The 18,615-nt window shown below is 50.5% G+C and carries 17 protein-coding genes; 2 read left to right on the top strand and 15 right to left on the bottom strand.

What is annotated here, in order from left to right; all coding sequences use genetic code 11:
- Position 1: 1 nt before the first annotated feature.
- From ACQY6I_RS19815 to ACQY6I_RS19750, 14 genes are all read right to left on the bottom strand, one after another.
- Entirely contained in the window at positions 2–718 is a 717-nt protein-coding gene (locus tag ACQY6I_RS19815) for a DotU family type IV/VI secretion system protein (RefSeq protein WP_428243242.1), read from the bottom strand.
- Entirely contained in the window at positions 715–2,067 is a 1,353-nt protein-coding gene (gene tssK, locus ACQY6I_RS19810) for a type VI secretion system baseplate subunit TssK (protein WP_428243241.1), read from the bottom strand. Before tssK ends, ACQY6I_RS19815 begins: the two co-directional genes overlap by 4 nt.
- Positions 2,064–2,540, bottom strand: coding sequence for a hypothetical protein (locus ACQY6I_RS19805; protein WP_428243240.1), 477 nt, complete (start codon positions 2,538–2,540; stop codon positions 2,064–2,066). The genes tssK and ACQY6I_RS19805 overlap by 4 nt, the downstream gene beginning before the upstream one ends.
- Positions 2,541–2,544: 4 nt before the next feature.
- Positions 2,545–2,937: a DUF4150 domain-containing protein gene (locus ACQY6I_RS19800; protein ID WP_428243239.1), complete on the bottom strand. Its 393-nt coding sequence runs from the start codon at positions 2,935–2,937 to the stop codon at positions 2,545–2,547.
- Between the two features lie 3 nt (positions 2,938–2,940).
- A complete protein-coding gene (locus ACQY6I_RS19795) occupies positions 2,941–3,486 on the bottom strand; it encodes a DUF3540 domain-containing protein (RefSeq protein ID WP_428243238.1) in 546 nt (181 codons plus the stop codon).
- Positions 3,483–4,553 (bottom strand): pentapeptide repeat-containing protein, encoded by a 1,071-nt coding sequence (locus tag ACQY6I_RS19790; RefSeq protein ID WP_428243237.1) that lies wholly within the window; start codon positions 4,551–4,553, stop codon positions 3,483–3,485. The genes ACQY6I_RS19795 and ACQY6I_RS19790 overlap by 4 nt, the downstream gene beginning before the upstream one ends.
- Entirely contained in the window at positions 4,550–7,105 is a 2,556-nt protein-coding gene (locus ACQY6I_RS19785) for a DUF2169 family type VI secretion system accessory protein (RefSeq protein ID WP_428243236.1), read from the bottom strand. The genes ACQY6I_RS19790 and ACQY6I_RS19785 overlap by 4 nt, the downstream gene beginning before the upstream one ends.
- 1 nt (position 7,106) lies before the next feature.
- The gene (locus tag ACQY6I_RS19780) at positions 7,107–9,815 is read right to left on the bottom strand and encodes a contractile injection system protein, VgrG/Pvc8 family (protein ID WP_428243235.1); all 2,709 of its coding nucleotides are present in this window, start codon (positions 9,813–9,815) and stop codon (positions 7,107–7,109) included.
- On the bottom strand, positions 9,802–10,815 hold the full coding sequence (gene tssG / locus ACQY6I_RS19775; protein ID WP_428243234.1) for a type VI secretion system baseplate subunit TssG: 1,014 nt from the start codon (positions 10,813–10,815) through the stop codon (positions 9,802–9,804). Before tssG ends, ACQY6I_RS19780 begins: the two co-directional genes overlap by 14 nt.
- Positions 10,803–12,587 carry a type VI secretion system baseplate subunit TssF gene (gene tssF, locus ACQY6I_RS19770; RefSeq protein ID WP_428243233.1) on the bottom strand — a complete coding sequence of 595 codons (1,785 nt, stop codon included), beginning with the start codon at positions 12,585–12,587 and terminating at the stop codon, positions 10,803–10,805. Before tssF ends, tssG begins: the two co-directional genes overlap by 13 nt.
- A 73-nt stretch (positions 12,588–12,660) precedes the next feature.
- Positions 12,661–12,993, bottom strand: a complete 333-nt coding sequence (locus tag ACQY6I_RS19765) for a GPW/gp25 family protein (protein WP_428243232.1) — start codon at positions 12,991–12,993, stop codon at positions 12,661–12,663.
- A 4-nt stretch (positions 12,994–12,997) separates the two neighbouring features.
- Positions 12,998–13,564, bottom strand: a complete 567-nt coding sequence (locus tag ACQY6I_RS19760) for an Hcp family type VI secretion system effector (RefSeq protein WP_044619247.1) — start codon at positions 13,562–13,564, stop codon at positions 12,998–13,000.
- 18 nt (positions 13,565–13,582) lie between these two features.
- Positions 13,583–16,033: a type VI secretion system contractile sheath large subunit gene (tssC, locus tag ACQY6I_RS19755; protein ID WP_428243231.1), complete on the bottom strand. Its 2,451-nt coding sequence runs from the start codon at positions 16,031–16,033 to the stop codon at positions 13,583–13,585.
- A gap of 15 nt (positions 16,034–16,048) precedes the next feature.
- Positions 16,049–16,318 carry a hypothetical protein gene (locus tag ACQY6I_RS19750; RefSeq protein ID WP_428243230.1) on the bottom strand — a complete coding sequence of 90 codons (270 nt, stop codon included), beginning with the start codon at positions 16,316–16,318 and terminating at the stop codon, positions 16,049–16,051.
- A gap of 555 nt (positions 16,319–16,873) precedes the next feature.
- Here ACQY6I_RS19750 and ACQY6I_RS19745 point away from each other — a divergent pair.
- Positions 16,874–17,374 carry a hypothetical protein gene (locus tag ACQY6I_RS19745; RefSeq protein WP_428243229.1) on the top strand — a complete coding sequence of 167 codons (501 nt, stop codon included), beginning with the start codon at positions 16,874–16,876 and terminating at the stop codon, positions 17,372–17,374.
- Between the two features lie 63 nt (positions 17,375–17,437).
- The gene (locus tag ACQY6I_RS19740; protein WP_428243228.1) at positions 17,438–18,151 is read left to right on the top strand and encodes a hypothetical protein; all 714 of its coding nucleotides are present in this window, start codon (positions 17,438–17,440) and stop codon (positions 18,149–18,151) included.
- Between the two features lie 275 nt (positions 18,152–18,426).
- Here the strand turns inward: ACQY6I_RS19740 and ACQY6I_RS19735 are convergent.
- Positions 18,427–18,615 (bottom strand): hypothetical protein (locus ACQY6I_RS19735; RefSeq protein ID WP_428243227.1); only part of this gene is annotated, 189 nt, incomplete at its 5' end.

Raw genomic sequence — 18,615 nt, 5'->3', positions numbered from 1 at the left:
GTTATACCTCGGTCAGACTTCTGAAGTCATTCAACAGCCCGAGCCAGACCGCCAGGGATGCCAACAGATAAACACCGGTCAACAGCACAATGCGGGTTATCCAGCGACTCAATGGCGCCAACCGCTGCTGGCTTCCGGGTTCAATGTTTTGTAGATAAGCCTGTTCAAAGGCCTGCTCCAGAACCGCCGGTGGTACACCATCGGTCTGGCCATCAACCAGGTCCTGGAGTTTGTCAAAATAAGGTTGTAACCGCTCCTCTTCATCACGCAGCTCACCACGAAAACCAAGCTGCAAAACCATCAGGTAAATCAGCGCCAACACGGCTCTGTAGGGCAAGCCCGAATCCCTTTTTATCAATCGGTCTATGTCCCGGAACAGTTCCCAACCTGCCAGAGAGGTACTGTAAACATGCTCCTCCAGAAGATTGTTCACCCAGCTGTTTTTGCCAGCCCAATCGGTGGTACAAATCAATTGTTCATCCACCAGTGCTACCAGCGCATAGCGAACGCGTTGCAACGCGACAAGCAGATTTTCGTCGTTATCCTGGCTCTGCAGTGCACTATCGATTTCCAGCTTCAAGTTTTGACAGACACCAAGGGCGGAAGTGTCCGGGTCGTAATCCTCCTGTTGCAGCAATGTCATCCGGATACCGGTGATGGCCTCATAAGCATCCAGAAAACGATCCAGTAGTTCGAATTCTTTATCCTGAAAATTCATCCTCTACTCCCGATGTGATTACGCACATACAAAATAATTGCCGCCGGCGTAGCACCGTGAGACTCACCAATAATCTGTAGGGGTTGATCCGGCTGAAGCACATGAATATCTTTCTGATCGATCTGCAGGGTCCGGTTGTAAATGCGAAACATCATCGCACTACCGCTCTGGTTGTAGTGGAAGCGTTCGGTATCAGATAAACGTTCGGCTCTGGCTCCCGGGGAACGACGGTCTTTCAGAGCGGACAAAACCGGCACCGAACCGATGCGTGCTTTATCGAGCCATTGTTCAATATCAGCAAAGGTCTGTCCGCTGCCCGGCACCACTTCAATAACCAGTTCTTCCTGCAGCCAATCTGATTTGATTTGCAGCTCAAAGGTTTGTTCACGAAGGTAGGTGAATTCCTTATAACGGAATTTAATGACGATATCGGCAATCAGTTGTCGCAGCAAACTCAATAACGGAAAAAAACATTTAGCGGGATTATCATGGTCATAGGCGGCAATCTGCGGTGGAATGGGAGACTCTGTCAGAGCGGATGCATGTCCCAGCAACTGGGCCAGAGCCTGGTACAGGGCAAACGGATGGGTTCCGGGTGCCTGAACCAGTACTTCCAGCGGTGGCAGAGAAGAAGTCAGCGCGTACAAAAACTGTCGGCTGTGGCTGTTTGTACGCGACAGCTGTCCAGCTTTTTCCCGTATTATGGCCGCCAGTTGACGCACACAATAACGCAGTGAGCGTTGCTGCTGAAAATCAGCACCGCACAGATGCAGCAGCGGTGGATGATAACCGGTAATGCCGTACTTCTTCTTATCGATGCCCTTACGAACCACCATCAACAACAGACAATAATGGTTGCTGAGCTTCTCAAAGCTGAGACGGATGTTAGGACGCATACGAATTACAGGTACCCGCCCCTGCCCGGAGGCCTCATCCACCACTTCACCACCATCCATCTGGATAAACCGCTGCACCATCCCCTGGGAACTGGCTGCGCCTTCCAGACGATACGGCACACACAGATAGATACCCGTGGGCTTGTTGTTCTTTAACGCCTGACTGTCATCCAGATTACAGCTCAGCGCACTCGGTACGGTTTCCTCGTTCACGATAATGTGACTGCCATCCGTCATAACGGCATGCAGATTACTGATCTCTACCAACCCCTTATCAACCAGCGCCTGATTGAGATCCATGGATATCACTCCCCAATAGTAGGGCTGAACCTGAGCAATGGCCTGACACAGCTGATGCTGCCAGTAGATATCGTTTTGTTGAAAATGTTGTGGTGCCAACAGCATACCTTCATGCCAAAGCAGCGGATTCTGTTGCAGTACTGAAATGGTCATTTTTTAAATAACCTCCTGAAAAGGCTGGTGCCGGTTTCAATCACCTGAATCTTGTCCGGTTGCAGAACGATCTGCGGTATCGTAAATGCGCTGACATTAATGGGCTGTTGAGCGGCCACATTCAGATAGTTGGCATAAAGCAGTACTGCTTTGGCTTTTTTTTGCTTTCCTTTCAGTTTGGTCCTGGGAATCAGATCACCGGGCGGAATTTCAATGGACACCACATCCATTTGAGTATCGAATTTGCCTTCAATCACCGCACGATTCAAAAACCATTGCGGAGCATTATCAGGCAACTGCGCCAGTAGTTCTTTGCGGTAAATAAGCACGATATCCAGCGCGGTCGCGGTATCCTGATTGGCCTTCGGCTGGCTCACCACCTCATACCCATTCACACCGGCACGACCGGAAAATACCGAACAGGCCGGAACACTCAAGACCATGATCCACAGCAGCAGATATTTGCCCATCATATGGTTACCCCAACAGAATTACGGTATTGATACTGGGTACCAGCACCATACCCACTATGTTGTAAGAGTTGTTGGTTGTCATGCTGGTCTGTCGTGATGCCGGAGAAACACCATGAAAAACCTTGAAGCTGCCCAGAAGATACTGATCCGGACCAATGATGACGTTGGAAACCACCCCCATGGCAACGCCAGCTTCATCACCGTTGCTGATGGTGCCGAACGTCAGCAGATTATGAACCATGCCTCCGCCGATGTAGTGGTTGTAGACATTGGGAATATGCATGCTGGCCATCGCCATATTCGGAAATGGCAGCATGATAACGGCCACACCAACGATAACCTTGCAGACATCCGGAAACGCAAAACTCATAGCAATCAATTGTGTCGTTGCGAACATGGCTTACCCCATATGAATAATGTCACTGTCAACTTTGATCTCTTTTTTGGCCGTAATCAGTTGCCGCAATGCCTGCAACCGTAACAAGTGCGAAGCGCTCAGACTCAGGTCACCAAATTGGCCGATCGCGGTTTTTGCGGTCTGCACCAGTGTCCCCGCCACGCTCATAAGTACCTGAGAGGCATTGATTTTCAGACTCTGTAAGGCATTGAATTCAAGTTCACCAGCGGAGCCAATGACTGTTTTACGGCGACTGATAAGGCTGATCTGTTCGGCTTGAATATTCAGCGCCTGTCCCTGCGGCAAACGCAGATGCACTTCTCCGGTATTGGAGCGGGCCAGAATCTGAATCACCTGACAACCGGATTCACCGGCATGGCAGACCAGTACCAGGTCATCAATCATCGGCTCTATCAGACATGAAAGCGCCAGAGAGGCCGTCATGCCATTATTGAGCCGAATGGAGGTATGATTTATCTCGGTCACTCTGGCAGTCAGCAGATAGGCCTGAGTCGTCGAGGTTGGAAATGGATGGATGTTTGGGTTCATGCGGCTTGCTCCCGTTGCCGGACCGCTGCTTCGGCAGCGGCTTTGGATGAATGGGTAGTGAAGGCCCGGCGTAACCGGGCACCGCGCAACTGGGCACGACTGATATCGGCACAGTGCAGACTGGCACGGCAAAAATCCGCGCGTTTGAAACGACAATCGATCGCAGTGACATAACTCAGATCCGCCAGCAAAAAGTCCACTCGGGCAAAATCGCAATTCTGCAACTGTGCCTCACGCCAATAACTTTTCTCCAGCCGACTGCCGTAAAATTCACAGTACTGCAACTGCGCCAGCTGCCAGATGGTGTTTTCGAGGCTAGCCTCGTGCCATTGGCATTCGCTCAGTTGGGCCTGCAAAAACAGCGTATTGTGGGCGCTGACCTGATCGAATCTGCACCTCAGTAATCGCGCTTTGGCAAAACTGCTTTCATCGAGTAGTGCCTGGCTGAAATCCACCCGCTCAAAACGACAATCAGTAAATGAACAGCGACGCAGGCTGATACCGGTAAGGTTCTGATCACTAAGACAGCATTTGGGAAACATCCCCTGAGTGACGACCAGAGCCGTCATATCCACCGTGGACAGATCGGTTTCCAGACAGGCGATGTTATGCAGACGCGCATGCCGCCAGCTGGCGTGTTGCAATGTGCACTGACTCCAAACACAACTGTCTGCATAGACGCCGGCCAGCTGACAGGTACTCATGTTGCAATCCATGAACTGACAATGCGTGAGCCGGGTATCGGTAAAGTTTGCCTGACTGAGATTACACGAAACCCAACTGCAACCATCGAGCTGTGGATGATGATCAAAACGGCTGGCAGCCATACGGCAATTGACAAACTGACAGCCTTCCAGCATGGCATCCTGAAACTCGGCATTGATGAGTGTGCAATCAGAAAACACGCAATAGCTGAAGGTTGCCTGGGCAAAATGACAGGCATCAAACACACAGTTTGAAAACACCAGGTTTCTCAGCACTATGGTAGAAAAATTAAACTGCTGGAATGTCTGTTTATTAAATGGCTGAGCACTTTCAACCTGATTAAGAAACTGTTGCCGGTTCATGCGGCTTTCCTCTTGATGGCCGGTTCACAATCGCGAATATGACAGTCCTGCCAGTCAACACCGGCCAGCTCCACCCCATGCAATTGCACCCCCTGCATGGTGGCCCGTTGCAGGATCATCTTGCGCGCCAGGCTCTGATACCAGTTGCTATCGGTAAAATCGGATTCTGAAGCATCAGCACTCATGAGCAGACAACGCTGTAAAAAAGCCGACCGAAAACTGCAACGCCGCAATTCGGTCATCCCAAAATCTGACTCCCTGAAGTAACAGTTATCAAAACAGGCATCGGACAAATCCGAATACCGCCAACCCGTCTGATTACCCTCACAATGTTTAAAGCTGGCCTGATTCAATACTGATTCACCGCTAACCAGAAACCGATTAAGTCGGGCTTGATCAAACACAACTGCAGTGGCGTGGGCATTGAGCCAGGCACATTGAGTCAAACCGGCACGGGTAAAATCAGCCTGTTGCAAGTGACACTCAAGCCAGCTGCTCTGCTCACCCTTAATGCCCTGCCAGCTACTGTTCTGTAATGGACACTTGACCCAGTTGACCTGCCGAATAGTTGCCGAGGCAAAATCACTGCTGCGGAAATCCGCTTTCAGCATCATAGCCTGATCAAACACGCAGTGATCAAAGCGGCAGTCATTGGCAACACTGTGATGCCATTGGCTCTGTTGCAGGTGACTGCGAGTCAGGGTGACATCGTGAAGTTCGGCATGGCTCCAGTTGGTTTCCTGTAACCGGCTGTTGATAAAAGTACAGCGCTGAAAGCGTGCCTGAATAAAGCAGCTGCCGGTCATGTCCGAACTATCAAAACAGCAGTCAGTAAATTCCGCCAGATCCCACACCATGTCGCGCAGATCGAGACCACTGAGATTCACCTTATTCAGGCGGATACCGGCGAGGCAAAGTCCATTTAATGGCAGGGATTGCTGTCGCGCCTTGGTCAACCATTGCGCCAATGCAGCTGCAGCACTGTCACTGATCGGCTGGCAATCGGATTCCGCCGCCAGTTTCCGGCTCTGCCGTTGCTGCCGGACAATCAGGGGCACGCTGTTGAGAATTTGTTGGCGCTGCTCAGCATCGTTGCAACTGTCAGCCAGTTTCGAGAGCTGTTCAAGTTGTTGCCGGGGTACATAAATACGTTCCAGCGCCTGTGCGGTATCAAGTGTCGGATTGGCCTCGTCACCCAGCTGCTTCATCATATCGTCGAGTTGTTTCAGGGCCCGTTTACGTTCCTGATTCAGTGTGTCCGCCTTGCGTTTGGCGGCAGTCATTATTTCAGTCAGATCAAACTGTCCGGCGTCAATTTCTGCCTGACTCAGCCCTGGAAAGGTTTCCACGTCAGCCATCGCTTCAGCCAGTTGTGCATCAGATACAGGCAGTTGCTGGCTTAACTGTGTCAATAACGCGGGTGCGGATTGCGCACCTTGGGATACAGCTGGCGGCGGCGTATCGCCTGTCAACTGGGTTTCATTAAAGGCATGCATGACAGCCGTCTGGGGATCACTGCGCAGAGCCAGCACCTGCTGGTAATGTTGATGCGTTTTTGGCCGCAGTGGATGCTCCCAGGCCAACATAATGGCCTCGACATCGAGTCCATCACTGTCGCTGATGGGTATGCTGCCATGAGCGATGAGCAGACCAAGATCATGATCCGGAAACAACCACAGGGTGTCCCAATGCAGTGTCACTTCTGTCAGTGATTGCGTTTGCAGCCGCACAAAAGCTTTAGGAACAATGGTTGGCAAAATGCCTTTCAAACAGGCCTGTTGAGGATGCAGATTGTCCAGTTGATAGGCTTCGCCACCGGTAAAAAATCCATCAATCCATTGGTCTGCAGCAGCGGTATTGAAAAATTCCGGATCCAGCGATGACGGTAAACCGGGGTATTCCCGCTGTAACCAGCGTTTGTTATAACGCCCGGCTTTTTTCCGTCGCTGTGACCAGTTCTGACCCAACGCACCAAACCCGGCGGGTTGTGGTGGTCGCGTACCGAGTTTCAACTGCTCACCCGGATAACTAAGATTGGGCAGGCGGCCGTGATTGGCTTGCTGACCGAACAGCAGAGACAGCAGACGCCCATCTCCACAGCCCTCCGGATTCAGGGCGTATTTTTCGCCGCCATAGGCACGGCTGTAATCGAGAGGAACAGCGGTGATGGGTTTAGGGCGACTCTGCCGGATTAACGGCAGCCAACCCATGGACCAATGTCGGTCACCACTCACCGCCAGAGTCTTATCCACCTGGGCAATCTGCAACCGCACCTGCATTTGGGTCACCGGTTGTGGCTGATGGGGATACCCATGGCCGGCCAGTAATACTTCACCGTGAGTCTTGGGCATGGCTTCGTCGAGTATTCGGCCACTGCCAAGTGACTGACTCACTTTTGCCCACTGCCGATGCTCCGACAGTAATACCGGCTGTTCACCCAGACGGAAAAATGCCAGTGATGAGACGGATAAAAAGTGATCTCGGGCAATTGAGTACGGCTTGTGCAACAGTCCCAGCGTCATGGGTTTAACGATTTTCAGCGTCTTTTTCATGTTAGAGCACCAGTTTGATCAGTGACTGAATGGCAACATTGAGATCTTCTACCTTGGCCTCTATGCGGTTATCCACGATGCATTTAACGCCGCTGCCATTGACATCCACCATCATTGACTCCCCAGTTACACTGATGTTGGTTGATAAACCGGTGACGTTGATACTGGTGCTCTCACCAACGACGCCAATGGCACTGTGCATCCCGGTGACTGACAAACCGGAACTGACCCCCGTGATCGACATATTGCTCTGCACACCAGTCATGGATGCACCTGTGTCTATCCCGGTCATGGAACCACGGGTGCTCATACCGGTCACCGATGCCTGGGTTTGCGACAGGACTGAGTTGACAGAGGTGGAATCGGTCATGCTGGAACTGGAAACCTGCGAGCCAACCTGAGTATTACTGGAAACTGAGCTGCCCAATTGCAGTGAGCTGGATAACGAACTGCCCATATGCACAGCGCTGGAGGTGGTTGAGCCGATATTGGTATTTACCGACGTGGTCGGGCTGATAGTGGTATTGCTGTTCATCACCGGTGCCATATTCATGGAAACACCTGTGATCGGGCCAAGATTGATACCCAAAGAGGTGGAACTGCCCTGGGCGATATTCTGGTTTTCCGTTCTGTTAACCAGACTTTGACTGTAACTGAGTCCGAGAGCCTGATGATAGTTACGGCTGTCGCCGGTGATGGTGGAATGACTTTCGCTCTCACCGATGGTGGATTTACTGTAGGTCTTACCACTGATACGGGAATAACTTTCAGTATTCTGGTTATAGGATTCCGTACGGGCATGGTCGTAATCGGAATAACTCCAGACCTCAGCCCCTTCTGAGTGACTGTAGTTACAGCCGTAGGATTCACTTTGACCCAATAAGCCCGAACGCCCCGATTCCGACGTCGAATAACTGTAACCGGCACCTTGGGAATAACTGACATCCTTGAATGTCTGTCCATTGCATTGCTGGCTGCCGCTGAAATCAGACTGCCGGTGCCCCTGCTGATAATGTTGTTCCACCATCGAGACTGCAGCATTGAGATCGGCCTTAGAAAACAAACCGAAACGGATACTTTTACTGTCGCCATAACTGGTGGAGTGACTGCTGCCGACATTTGTATTGGCAGTCCAACGTGACGGCGTTATGGTGCGGTTGCCATTTGCCTGAACGATGCTCTGAATTTCCGGCAGCTCGGAATCGTCATTAGAACGCGAGACCCAGACCATCACCCCCACTTCAGGTACAGTCTGCATGTGCGGCGCGAGTTTGACCCAGACCTTATCTGACTCACCCTGATCGGTGGAAAAGCGCACATACACACCTTTGAGCCGGTGTGACTGCCGGGCCTCGTAACCATCCACCATTTCATTCTGGGGATCGAAATTGTCCTTGTCATAGTAACGCCAGTCATCCGGTTTCACCTGTTCCTCAACTCGCGCCAGGATCGATCCCTGGTGGGTGTCCTGTAAATTGAATGGGGTTACAAGGCCATCGGATTCTGTCGCCTTGAAGGAATTCTGATACTGACCATCCAGACTGCACTGATGCTGTACCTGAGTCAGCACAAACGAACAGCCGTCCAGAGACGGACGGACCACTTGTGGGTTCTGCTGGCTGCCAAGATCGGCACTCAGGGTAAACTGATAACCACAATGAAACAGCGGACAGTGACTGGAACCGGACAAATCCGTCGCCGAGGTATTCAGACGCTCACGCTGGGCATTCACGTGGGTGTCCACTTCTTCCCGGTTGACGCCGTACTGGTAAATTCGATACAGATTGAATGGCAAGGTGCCACCAGTTCCCTGAGTCGAAGGAGGATAACTCTGAAAATCAGCCACCGCGTCCTGCTCCCAGGCGTTTTCCTGACGCACGAAAACCCCGGTCACACTGGAGCTGCTGAGGCTCTGTTTATATTGGTATTGGGTGATGGTGCGTTCCTGATCCAGCCCCTGGGTCTCGATATTGGTCTGGCAATAACGCAGGGTTTCACCCTGCGGATAAACCTGCGGATACCCGGACTGATTCGCCAGCACCAGGATATGACTGTGACCGGTGTGCACGAAGTAGTAAAACAGATAAGCCTTGCTCATCAACCGGGTGATAAAATCAAGATCCGACTCCCCGGCCTGCAACCAGTCCTGTACTCGCGCCACCGCCGGATTATCCGGATGGTTCAGCGAGGCTACGGAATAATCAATACCATGTTCTTTCAATACCCCGGCAATTGCATCGCGGATGTTGCAGTGTTTGTGAATATGATAACGATTCGTCAGCGAAAGACGCCATAATGCCGGTTTTAACGTCGCGTGATAAACACCGGGTTCGGACATACCGAAATCGGCGATAATGCCATTGAAGCAACTGAGATCGACAGCCGGGGCTCCCTCAATAGTCTGGTCGAACCGCTGCTGCCCTTGATCTTCGGCACTGGCCAGATTAATGGCCGCAGTCGCCGGCCGGCCGATAAACTGTTCAAACGTGAAACGGTTCTGGCTGTCAGGATCCGTATTACCGCGTAACTGCAATTGGAATTCAAATGGCGAGGAAATCGCTTCCTGCCCCTGCAGCTGGTGCAGGCGAAAATAATCGCGTCCCACCTGCCGGCCATCGGCCAGCCAGATATTAAGATGCAGATAAAGGTTATCAGGATCACGATTCGCCAATCGGGTGAGACCGACACTATTAAAATCACCAGGCTTCATACTGACCTCCCGGTTGAGCCGGAATGCGCAGTCTGATGGTCCACTGCGGCGCTGTATCCCGGTCTTCATATTGCAGCCAACTGCTATAAGCCAGACGAATACCATCGCTACCCAAGCGCCGGCTGCGCCATGAGTGCGGAAACAGAAAACAGACTTCGATATCATGGCGACAATAAGTCAGCATACGCAATAACTGGCTCAGCCACTCATGACGCTTACCATCCGGCAGATAATCCACACAGGCATCCGGGTGCTCCATCCAGACCCGCAATCGCAATCCAAGGTGCTGATCCCAGACCCGGCTGCCCAACTGCGTAGTATGAGCTGCGCGCATACTCAGAGTGGAATTGCGTCGTCCCAGAGCCACCTGCTGAGCGGAATCGACGTTCAACCAGCCCCCCCGGAAACCATCTACCTGCAACCGCCAGTTCAGAATACGCTGCAGGATCAACTGCAGCAGACTGAGACTGCGTGGCGCGTAGATCAATAGACCAGCCAGTCCCAACAACAAACGACCGGTCACAGGTGAGTCCTCAACAACAGTGCGACGCTGGTCGATCATACCGGCATAGGCTGATAACAGCTTGCCAGGCACAGAGTGCTCCGGACGCAAAGGTGACAGTCCCGGCTGGCGTCGCGCCCGACTGAGATAACGCAGGGCATTGATCCGATGGGTAAACATGTCAAAAAATGCCGCCATGGCAAAATCACCAGCCCGTACCCGCTCATAACACCACTGGAAATAAGGTTCCGGTAGAGGTCCCATCAAACCGGACACCGCAAACCGGTTGAGATAAACCTGTACCGGCTGTGTACGGGTATCCACTTTGGCCACTTCGTGATAAGGATGCTCAAATCCCAGGTAACCACGAAACCGTACATGCTCGCCGAGGGTATCCAGCACCTGTTGGGTGGTGCTTACGGTTTTCGGCAGACAGTCGCGAACCAACTGATAGAGATCCACCGGAGTCGTGCCGGAAGAACGGACTATTGCTGCCATAAAGCCCCCTGGCTCACCGACCAGCAGTGCAGGGTTTCGCCACTTCCAGCATCAATGATGGCAAGTTCCGAGAAACTGTTGAGGGCAACACGATGCTTAAGGGTTTCATTCAACACTCTGGCAAATACCAACGGACTGACGCTTCCAAAACGGTCAAGATCGATACTCACCTGCCATTGCAATCCGTGACAATGGCCACGCCACAGATCATCACCTACCCGACGGGTAATACGACGGGTATCCAGACGTTCAATGGCGTCGATCTGAGCGATCATTTCCGCTTCTGCGGTTCCCAGATGCTGTTTCAGCAGATTGCGTAGCATGTTAACGCCAACCTCACCATTCTCGAATGGTTGAAAGTGGCTGCTGAGCTGACCGACCAATAACTGAGAGCGATCACCCGATAAATCCGGTGTCTGATGCCGACTGGGTTTGCGCAACAGAGAACCGGTCTGCACCGCCCCTGCACCTTCCAGATTCAGACGGGAACCACTGCTGAGTTTCTCGGCCAATCGCCGGTTACAGCACCAGGCCCGGCCGGTCACTCTGGCAGTCTGCAACCCTGCCGGTCGCAGCTGGGTATCCACAAAACGCAGAAACAATTCTGTTCCTGGAACAGTGTTGGTTTGGCTAAGTTCACGCCGGGCCAACCAATACCCGTCATCGATATCCGTTGTGCTGCCGTATAATGGCGGCACCTGTATGACCCGGCCATCGATGCCCTGCAATTGCAGTTGTTCCAGCGCCAGAATTTCGGTGACTGGATGACGAAACTGATCGGCAGTCAATTGATATTCCAAACGCCCGGCCTGAATGGAAAAAGGTTCCAGGGCCTGACGAAACAGATTGATGATCGGCACCGCATTCAGGCGCAAACAATCAGCATCAATCTGCAGACAAGGTCGGGTCAACAGGAAGCGCAACTCCAGTTCCTGATCAAACCCGCTGAGGTCCAACCCGTTCAGATTAAAAAACAGAAAGTGCTCAGGAAAAGCAAAATACTCACGGATATTCACCAGTCCCGGATGCACGGTGCTGAGACCCGGTAAGATAGCATTCAGATTCAGGTCTTCGATAAACTCACAACAGTCGCCATCCAAACTCGCGACTATTTCGTGGCTTTGAGGGTCAGCCAGTTCAATACCATGCAAACAACTAAACAACAGATCATGTACCCGGAAGCGATCGATGCCATCCAGACAAAACTGCAACCGCGTAATCGGCATGGTGCGAAAACTATACTGCCCTCTTACCTTCAAAGACACTTTAATACAACTGACCACTTCAGCCTGCTCATGGCCGCCGCGTGATTGTACCTGCACATCACGTATAACAAGAGGCCAGATATCCGCAGCACGGGTGGTTCGAAACCGACAGGCCAGCTGTTCATCGTTCCAGGATAATGGCGCAGTAAATACCGACTCTGCCGGTAGCACATTGAGCTTGTCGAAACTCGCGCCGTCCGGATCGACATCCAATTGAATAATGGAGCGTGGCGCCCAGGGAATTTCCAAATGTGGATTTAAGGCTGCCAATAACTGATTCGGCAGTTCGGCGTCATCCATGGCCATCTGGTATCTTAGTTGTCCGCTCAAATAAGCAAACGACTGTAACAGCAACTCCACCTGAGGATCATCACTGCGCTCCTGATTCAATGCCAGCTCTTGCGCGACCTGCGGATACTCGCGGGCAAATCGTACTGAATCCTTACGCAGATACTCCATCTCACGCAAAAAGTATTGTTTCAGAGTATCGTTGGATAATGTGCTCATAATGATCCTGCCATGTTCAGTCTCGTATCACATTCATGCAATCCGAATGGTGATGGTCGGATGAGGGCGTGGTTTACAACCACCAGCGGGTCGGTTCGTCGCTATCGGGTAGTGTTCCAACCACTACCAGACGGCCACGTTCGATCACCACATCAACATCTTTGATACGCGGTTCGAACTGCTGAATCCGCTCTTTCAATAACGCAGCAAATTGCCGTAAATCACCTCCCCCAATACCCAGATCACAAATACTGGGCATACCAAAATTCAGAATCCCTGGTACCAACTGACCATCACGCACATGTTGGGTGGTGGTCAGTTGCTGGATGGAGCGGGAAACAGATTCTTTAACCGATACCCCGGGTTCCCGCCCTAACCGCTCAAACAGCAATCTGCCGACGCTCATAACATCAATCCGTAAACTGACCGATCGGACGGTTACGGGATATGGACCAGCCGGATGATTTTTTCCCGGCGCGACTGGTATCGGCATTCTGTACGGTGAAGTCCCAGAGTATCTCGGTGAAATTCAGCTTGAACTGCTCAGTCGGCATGTCGTCAGGATGCGACTGAAACTGAATCTCACTGATGATGGCGTCACGCAATGAGAAGGTCATGATGTTGGCAGTCTTGTCACCGGAATTACGGCAAATGTAAATCTTGGTGGGCTCGTCCTTGCCCTTACCCAGCGGTTCTGCACGCAGACAATATTCAAAGAACTTCACGGATGTCTTATCGACATATTTCACGCAGGTAAACTCAGTAATGATCGGCCGTCCGGATGTACGGGCGGAATTACTGACATCAGTAGTGACTTGCTGCTTCATGCCCTGATGCACAGACACCAGTTCCAGACACTGCCCAAAATCCAGTATTTCGTCACGCCACTCGGTATCGATCAAACTGCCACCATCTGCCCAGCCGTTTGGACCACCGAATATTTCTGCATTTCCGGGTTGTAAAAGTATGAGATCCATAATGCTTGACTCCTCGGGTTACGCCGGTAATTCCGCTACCAGGCGGATGGATGTAGTCAGCTCTTCCAGCTGGAAGTGCGGTTTTAAGAACATGGTGGCGTTGTACGCACCAGGCTTACCGGGAATTTCCGTCACTTGAATCTTGGCGGCTCTGAGTGGATAGGAGGCTTTGACATCCTGTGTGGCTTCATCATCCAGCAGAATATATTGCGATACCCAGTCATTCAGAAAGGTCTCCACATTAGCCCGGGTCAGGAAGCTGCCAACTTTGTCGCGCATGATCACTTTTACGTAATGAGCAAACCGTGAAGCAGCCAATACGTATGGCAACATGGCCGATATGGCAGCATTGCTGTTGGCGGCATCCGATAAATATTTCTTCGGTAGATTGGTGGTCTGGCCACCGAAAAAAGCAGCCTGGTTCGTACCCTTACAATGACACAGGGAAATAAAGCCAAGATCATTGAGCTCTTTCTCACGGCGGTCGGTAATGGCCACCTGAGTCGGACACAGGAGATTAATATCACCGGAATCAGTTCGATACGTATAGTTGGGAAGATCCTGTACCAGGCCACCGCTTTCAACACCACGGATCGCAGCCGTCCAGCCATATAAAGTAAATGCCCGGGTTATCCTTTCTGCCAGAATAAATGCCGGGTTGCCCCACAAGCAGTGGTTATAATCAACCGACCCGGTATCTGTAGCCGGCTTACCAGATGATTCCAACACCTGTTCTTCATAACGCATACCTTCAACCGCCATGGATTTTTCACCATAGGGCAACCGCAGCAAGATTCTCGGTAACGTCAACGCAACATATCGGGAGTCTTCTTTTTCCCGGAACGAGCGCCATTCGTTAAGCTCGACACTCTCGAAAATCTTGCCAAGATCCCTCGGTTTCGCAAGTTTTTCGAAATTCTCCAGGCCAAACATATTCGGCTCTACCGACGCCAAAAACGGAGCATGGGCAGAAGCAGCCACTTCGGATACTTTGTTGAGCAGATGAATACTTTCGCTGTCCCGACCGAAATAATAGTCACCTACCAGCAGACTGTAAGGATCGCCGCCGTAGGTGCCGTATTCGGCTTCATAGATCATTTTGAACACCAGGCTTTGATCAAACTCAACCGCCTTATCAAGATCATCCCGTAATTCAGAACGGGACACATTCAACACCCTGAGTTTGAGCATCTTACCGGTCTCAGATCGTGAAACCAGGTAATGCAGTCCTCGCCAGGTTGCCTCCAGGCTGCGAAAGCCTTCACTATGCATAATGGCATTCAAGGTAAAACCGATTTGATCATCCAATTCGGCTACCTGAAAATCGATCAGTTTGGAAAGATTCAGAGAGGGTACTTTTTGCCGTTCATTAATGGCAACACGATTGCAAATGACCCAGCCAATCAAATGGTTAACATAGGGCTTAAATTCATCGGCAACGGAGGCCAGATCAGTCGGTGCTTTGTCGCCAAGAATGGTGGCAAAATCATCACCGCGCCATAACCGCATACGGTCCAAAGAGCAGACCTTACGAACAGTGGTCAGCCATTCGACTACAGCCGCATCCTGATCGGCCGGCGCTTTTTGCTCTTCTTCCAAAGCCGCTGCAGCGGCCGCCGACAAATCGATAAACCACTGCTCGAGTCCTTCGACATCCTGGATATGCTGACGATAGACATCCATAAATGCCTGATTCCGGGCTTTCAAATTTTCATCGGCATCCTGATAAGAAGTACAGATATTATCCAACTCAGAATGTATGACACCTTCCCGGAAAAAACGACTCAGCAGACTATCGGCCACCAGTCCCAATCCCTGGTTGATATCACCCAGCACCTTTTCCACTGCGATCTGGTTAAGCAGTTTCTGATCGGCTTCAAACTGAGCTGTTATGACCTCATCGGTACCATCATAACTTAATGTAATGGTGGGCACGTTCCAGCTTTCCGGCTTATCGCCAGGGTAGCCGGCAACCAGAGCATCACGATATTGTTTACCGGTTTTATCACAACTCAGTATCCTAAAAAACAATTCTTCCATGCCGTCGTGACTCTCCACTCTGGCCTGAACGTCACGGATGTGACCGCGACGGGTATAAACCTCGCTCAAGGGAGTGAATCGTTTAACAACCTGCAACGGAGAAAAATGCTCCAGGCGATTAAAACCCAAAGCACCGGTCTTCTCATCACCAGGTTGACCACTGGCATCCAGTAATTGATATTTGAATTTAATGCCGGGCGTATAAGATGCCATGACAGCGTCAAATGTTTCGGCGTCGATTTCAACCATGGCCCGCTCCTTCAGCGGCGGTTTGGCCGAGACAGGATTGGGACCGGACAAGTCAGAAAAAATACCGACAATAAACGGCAACTCCTTTTTCTCAATAGCGCCACCTGTTTCTACATCGTATGTGATTTTGACCCTCGGAGGGCGACGACGGGTCAGAACTTTCTGGATACTTTCGGACATGGGGGAATCCTAACCTCACTGATTATCGTTAAAATGTGAAGCGTTGAATTGCTTTTTCCGATATAGAACCTGACCATCGGTAATGCTCATTTTTTCCACTTCACCCTGTTTTTCCAGATAATCCAGCGCCTGTTGTACCAGTCGGACTGAATCATCATAACGTTGTCTTGCCAACCACCACTTGGCAACTCCCTCGACGGTTTCAGCAGCTTCTGGACGCTGCGCCAAATAACGCAGAATGGCATCAGCCGCCGATTGATAAGGTTGCGCATCCAAGTCTGGCACTGTGCTGCTCCTGAAAAGTGGTTTAACACGGGTGGGTAATCGCAAGAGTAATGCCATAACAGGACAAGAAATTTATCCCCCAGAAATCAGCGTTTTATGACTCACTCTGGATACCAGCGGTTGAAATCAGGGGTCATTTCACCCCGCTTAGATTGTTTTGACAGGGGCCTAAAAAACCCCAGTGGGGTAATCACACCCTTCCGATTCTCAGTAAAAACAACTACACATTCCGACCAGCACCTACCATGGGACACCCACTCAACGCTTTAGTGGACATCCACTCAATCCTTAGCTCATGAGTATCCGTCACCCACCATGGGACACTCATTTTGGTCATGAGACACCCACCTGAGTCTCAATACCCCAGATGGGACACTTTCATGGACACCCACCTGACCCTCAACGAAGGAAAACAACCGATAACGATCAGTATTTGTCTATCAGGCCATGTGGTTCATCCCCCAAAGACGCTTTTAGGCATGAGTTTCGCATTGATTGTTTATATTACATTTTAAGAAGGAGTCTTTTATGTCCGCATGGGACAAACCCCTGGAAATGGCACCGGAAGTTGCAAAGAAAGTAAAAACGCTGGCAGAAGTAAAAGCAGAAGCTGAAACCTATGCGCAAACATATGCTGATAAGCAACGTGCCAAACGTGCCGGTACCATCAAAGCCGCTCTCCTGCCGTTTTTTCAGGGAAAGGAAGACAGTGGACATCGGGATAAAAGTGGAAACATGAATCTGACGGGGGATACTGTACCTGCTCTACAGAGACGCTACAGCGTTGCCACACTTGATACTTTTGAGAAATTAATACCAAAGGAGAGCCATATGTTACGCGGCCATGAAAATGACATCACCGGCAAACCCGGATTTAAAGGGAATACACATGGCCCTTATCTCAACGCCATATTTGATCGCTCAACAACATCAACACGGCCAGGCATCAATGCCCACCTAAACATAGGAGAAAGCCAGCATCACAGTAACTATTTAAATGCCTACAGCAATTACATGGTCAAAAATGCGCCGAAAGAAGCACCACAACATAAATAAAAGGACATTCAACATAACATGACATGCGTTAAGCATTGTCAGCTCTATTCAAGAGGAAACTTTATGTCATCCAACGAACCACCTCGTAGCAAATCCACTCAGAGAGTGATCAGAATCGAAAACCCGGATTTGCTCAGACAACAAAACCATAATGTCGGCCGCAAAAGCACCTTTAGCCAAGACCAGGAAATGTTTTCACCCAGTAAGGCCTTATCAACCGTGACCGAAGTCGACCGGCAGTTACAGGGTCTTTCCGGCATGCCGAAAGGTATGCTTCAAAGAGAGACTCCAAAACTACTGGAACAGCGGAACGCAGCACAGAGCGAAGTGGATATAGCAATGGGTCGCAAGGGTTCAGATTCGCAACGACTGTCCCAAATGACCGACCACAAAGGCAGTAGCAAAGACAGTGCTTACGTTTCTTCCACCCCTAACTGGACGACAGGGCAAGGCAGTCAGGATGAGTGGGGACTTAAAAGGCTCAAAAACTCGGACAGCTTTGGCGCTAATGTAACGATCGCAGATGTCGATAGTCGGCGTGTGCATCTGAATCCTACCAATACCGAAGAAGACGAAATGCTGGTGGCCGGCGGTATTAAGCGTTCGGAAGTTCGATATTCCTTTTGGGCTTATCCTGATGAAAGCCGACAGGATGGCGCAAACATGACCGCAGTACTTTACGACCATAAAAAAGATCATATGACATTTGATAACGAAGCATTACAAGGTTTTATTGATATCACCAACCCCAGGGAAATGACCGGGAAAAAAGAGTAAATTATAAAATGATCTTAGAGGACACCCACTTATGTATAGGATTCTATATGGACACCCACTTATAGAATTTACAAGACACCCATTGTTACTAAACCGTTTTTTTTATTTATATACTCGGCGGGAAAGCATTGAAAAATCGTTCTGTTATACAAATTGAATAACTAAATTTCGAAATTATTTATAGGAGCAAAGAAAAAAATCTATGGAGGAATTGAACGTTTGGACCCTTACTTAAAAGGCCTTAGTATTCGACTTTTTAGATTGGCTTTAAAAAACTAACCTGCCAACAAGTTAGGCGGCATTCGATTCAACCTGAAACAGTCTTTGATTCTTTCAAACGATGACTTCTGACCGGCAAAACATTTGAACTGTTTTTCAAATTTTCGGGTGAGACGATGCCATTGTGTGTCTGAGAGATTGATACGTTCGAGTATCGATGGTTGCTCTGCTGCGATATAACCGGG

The organism is Gynuella sp., from assembly GCF_050297175.1.
GTDB lineage: Bacteria > Pseudomonadota > Gammaproteobacteria > Pseudomonadales > Natronospirillaceae > Gynuella.
Note: the sequence above shows the minus strand (reverse complement) of the source record. Positions and strands in the feature narration are given on the sequence as shown.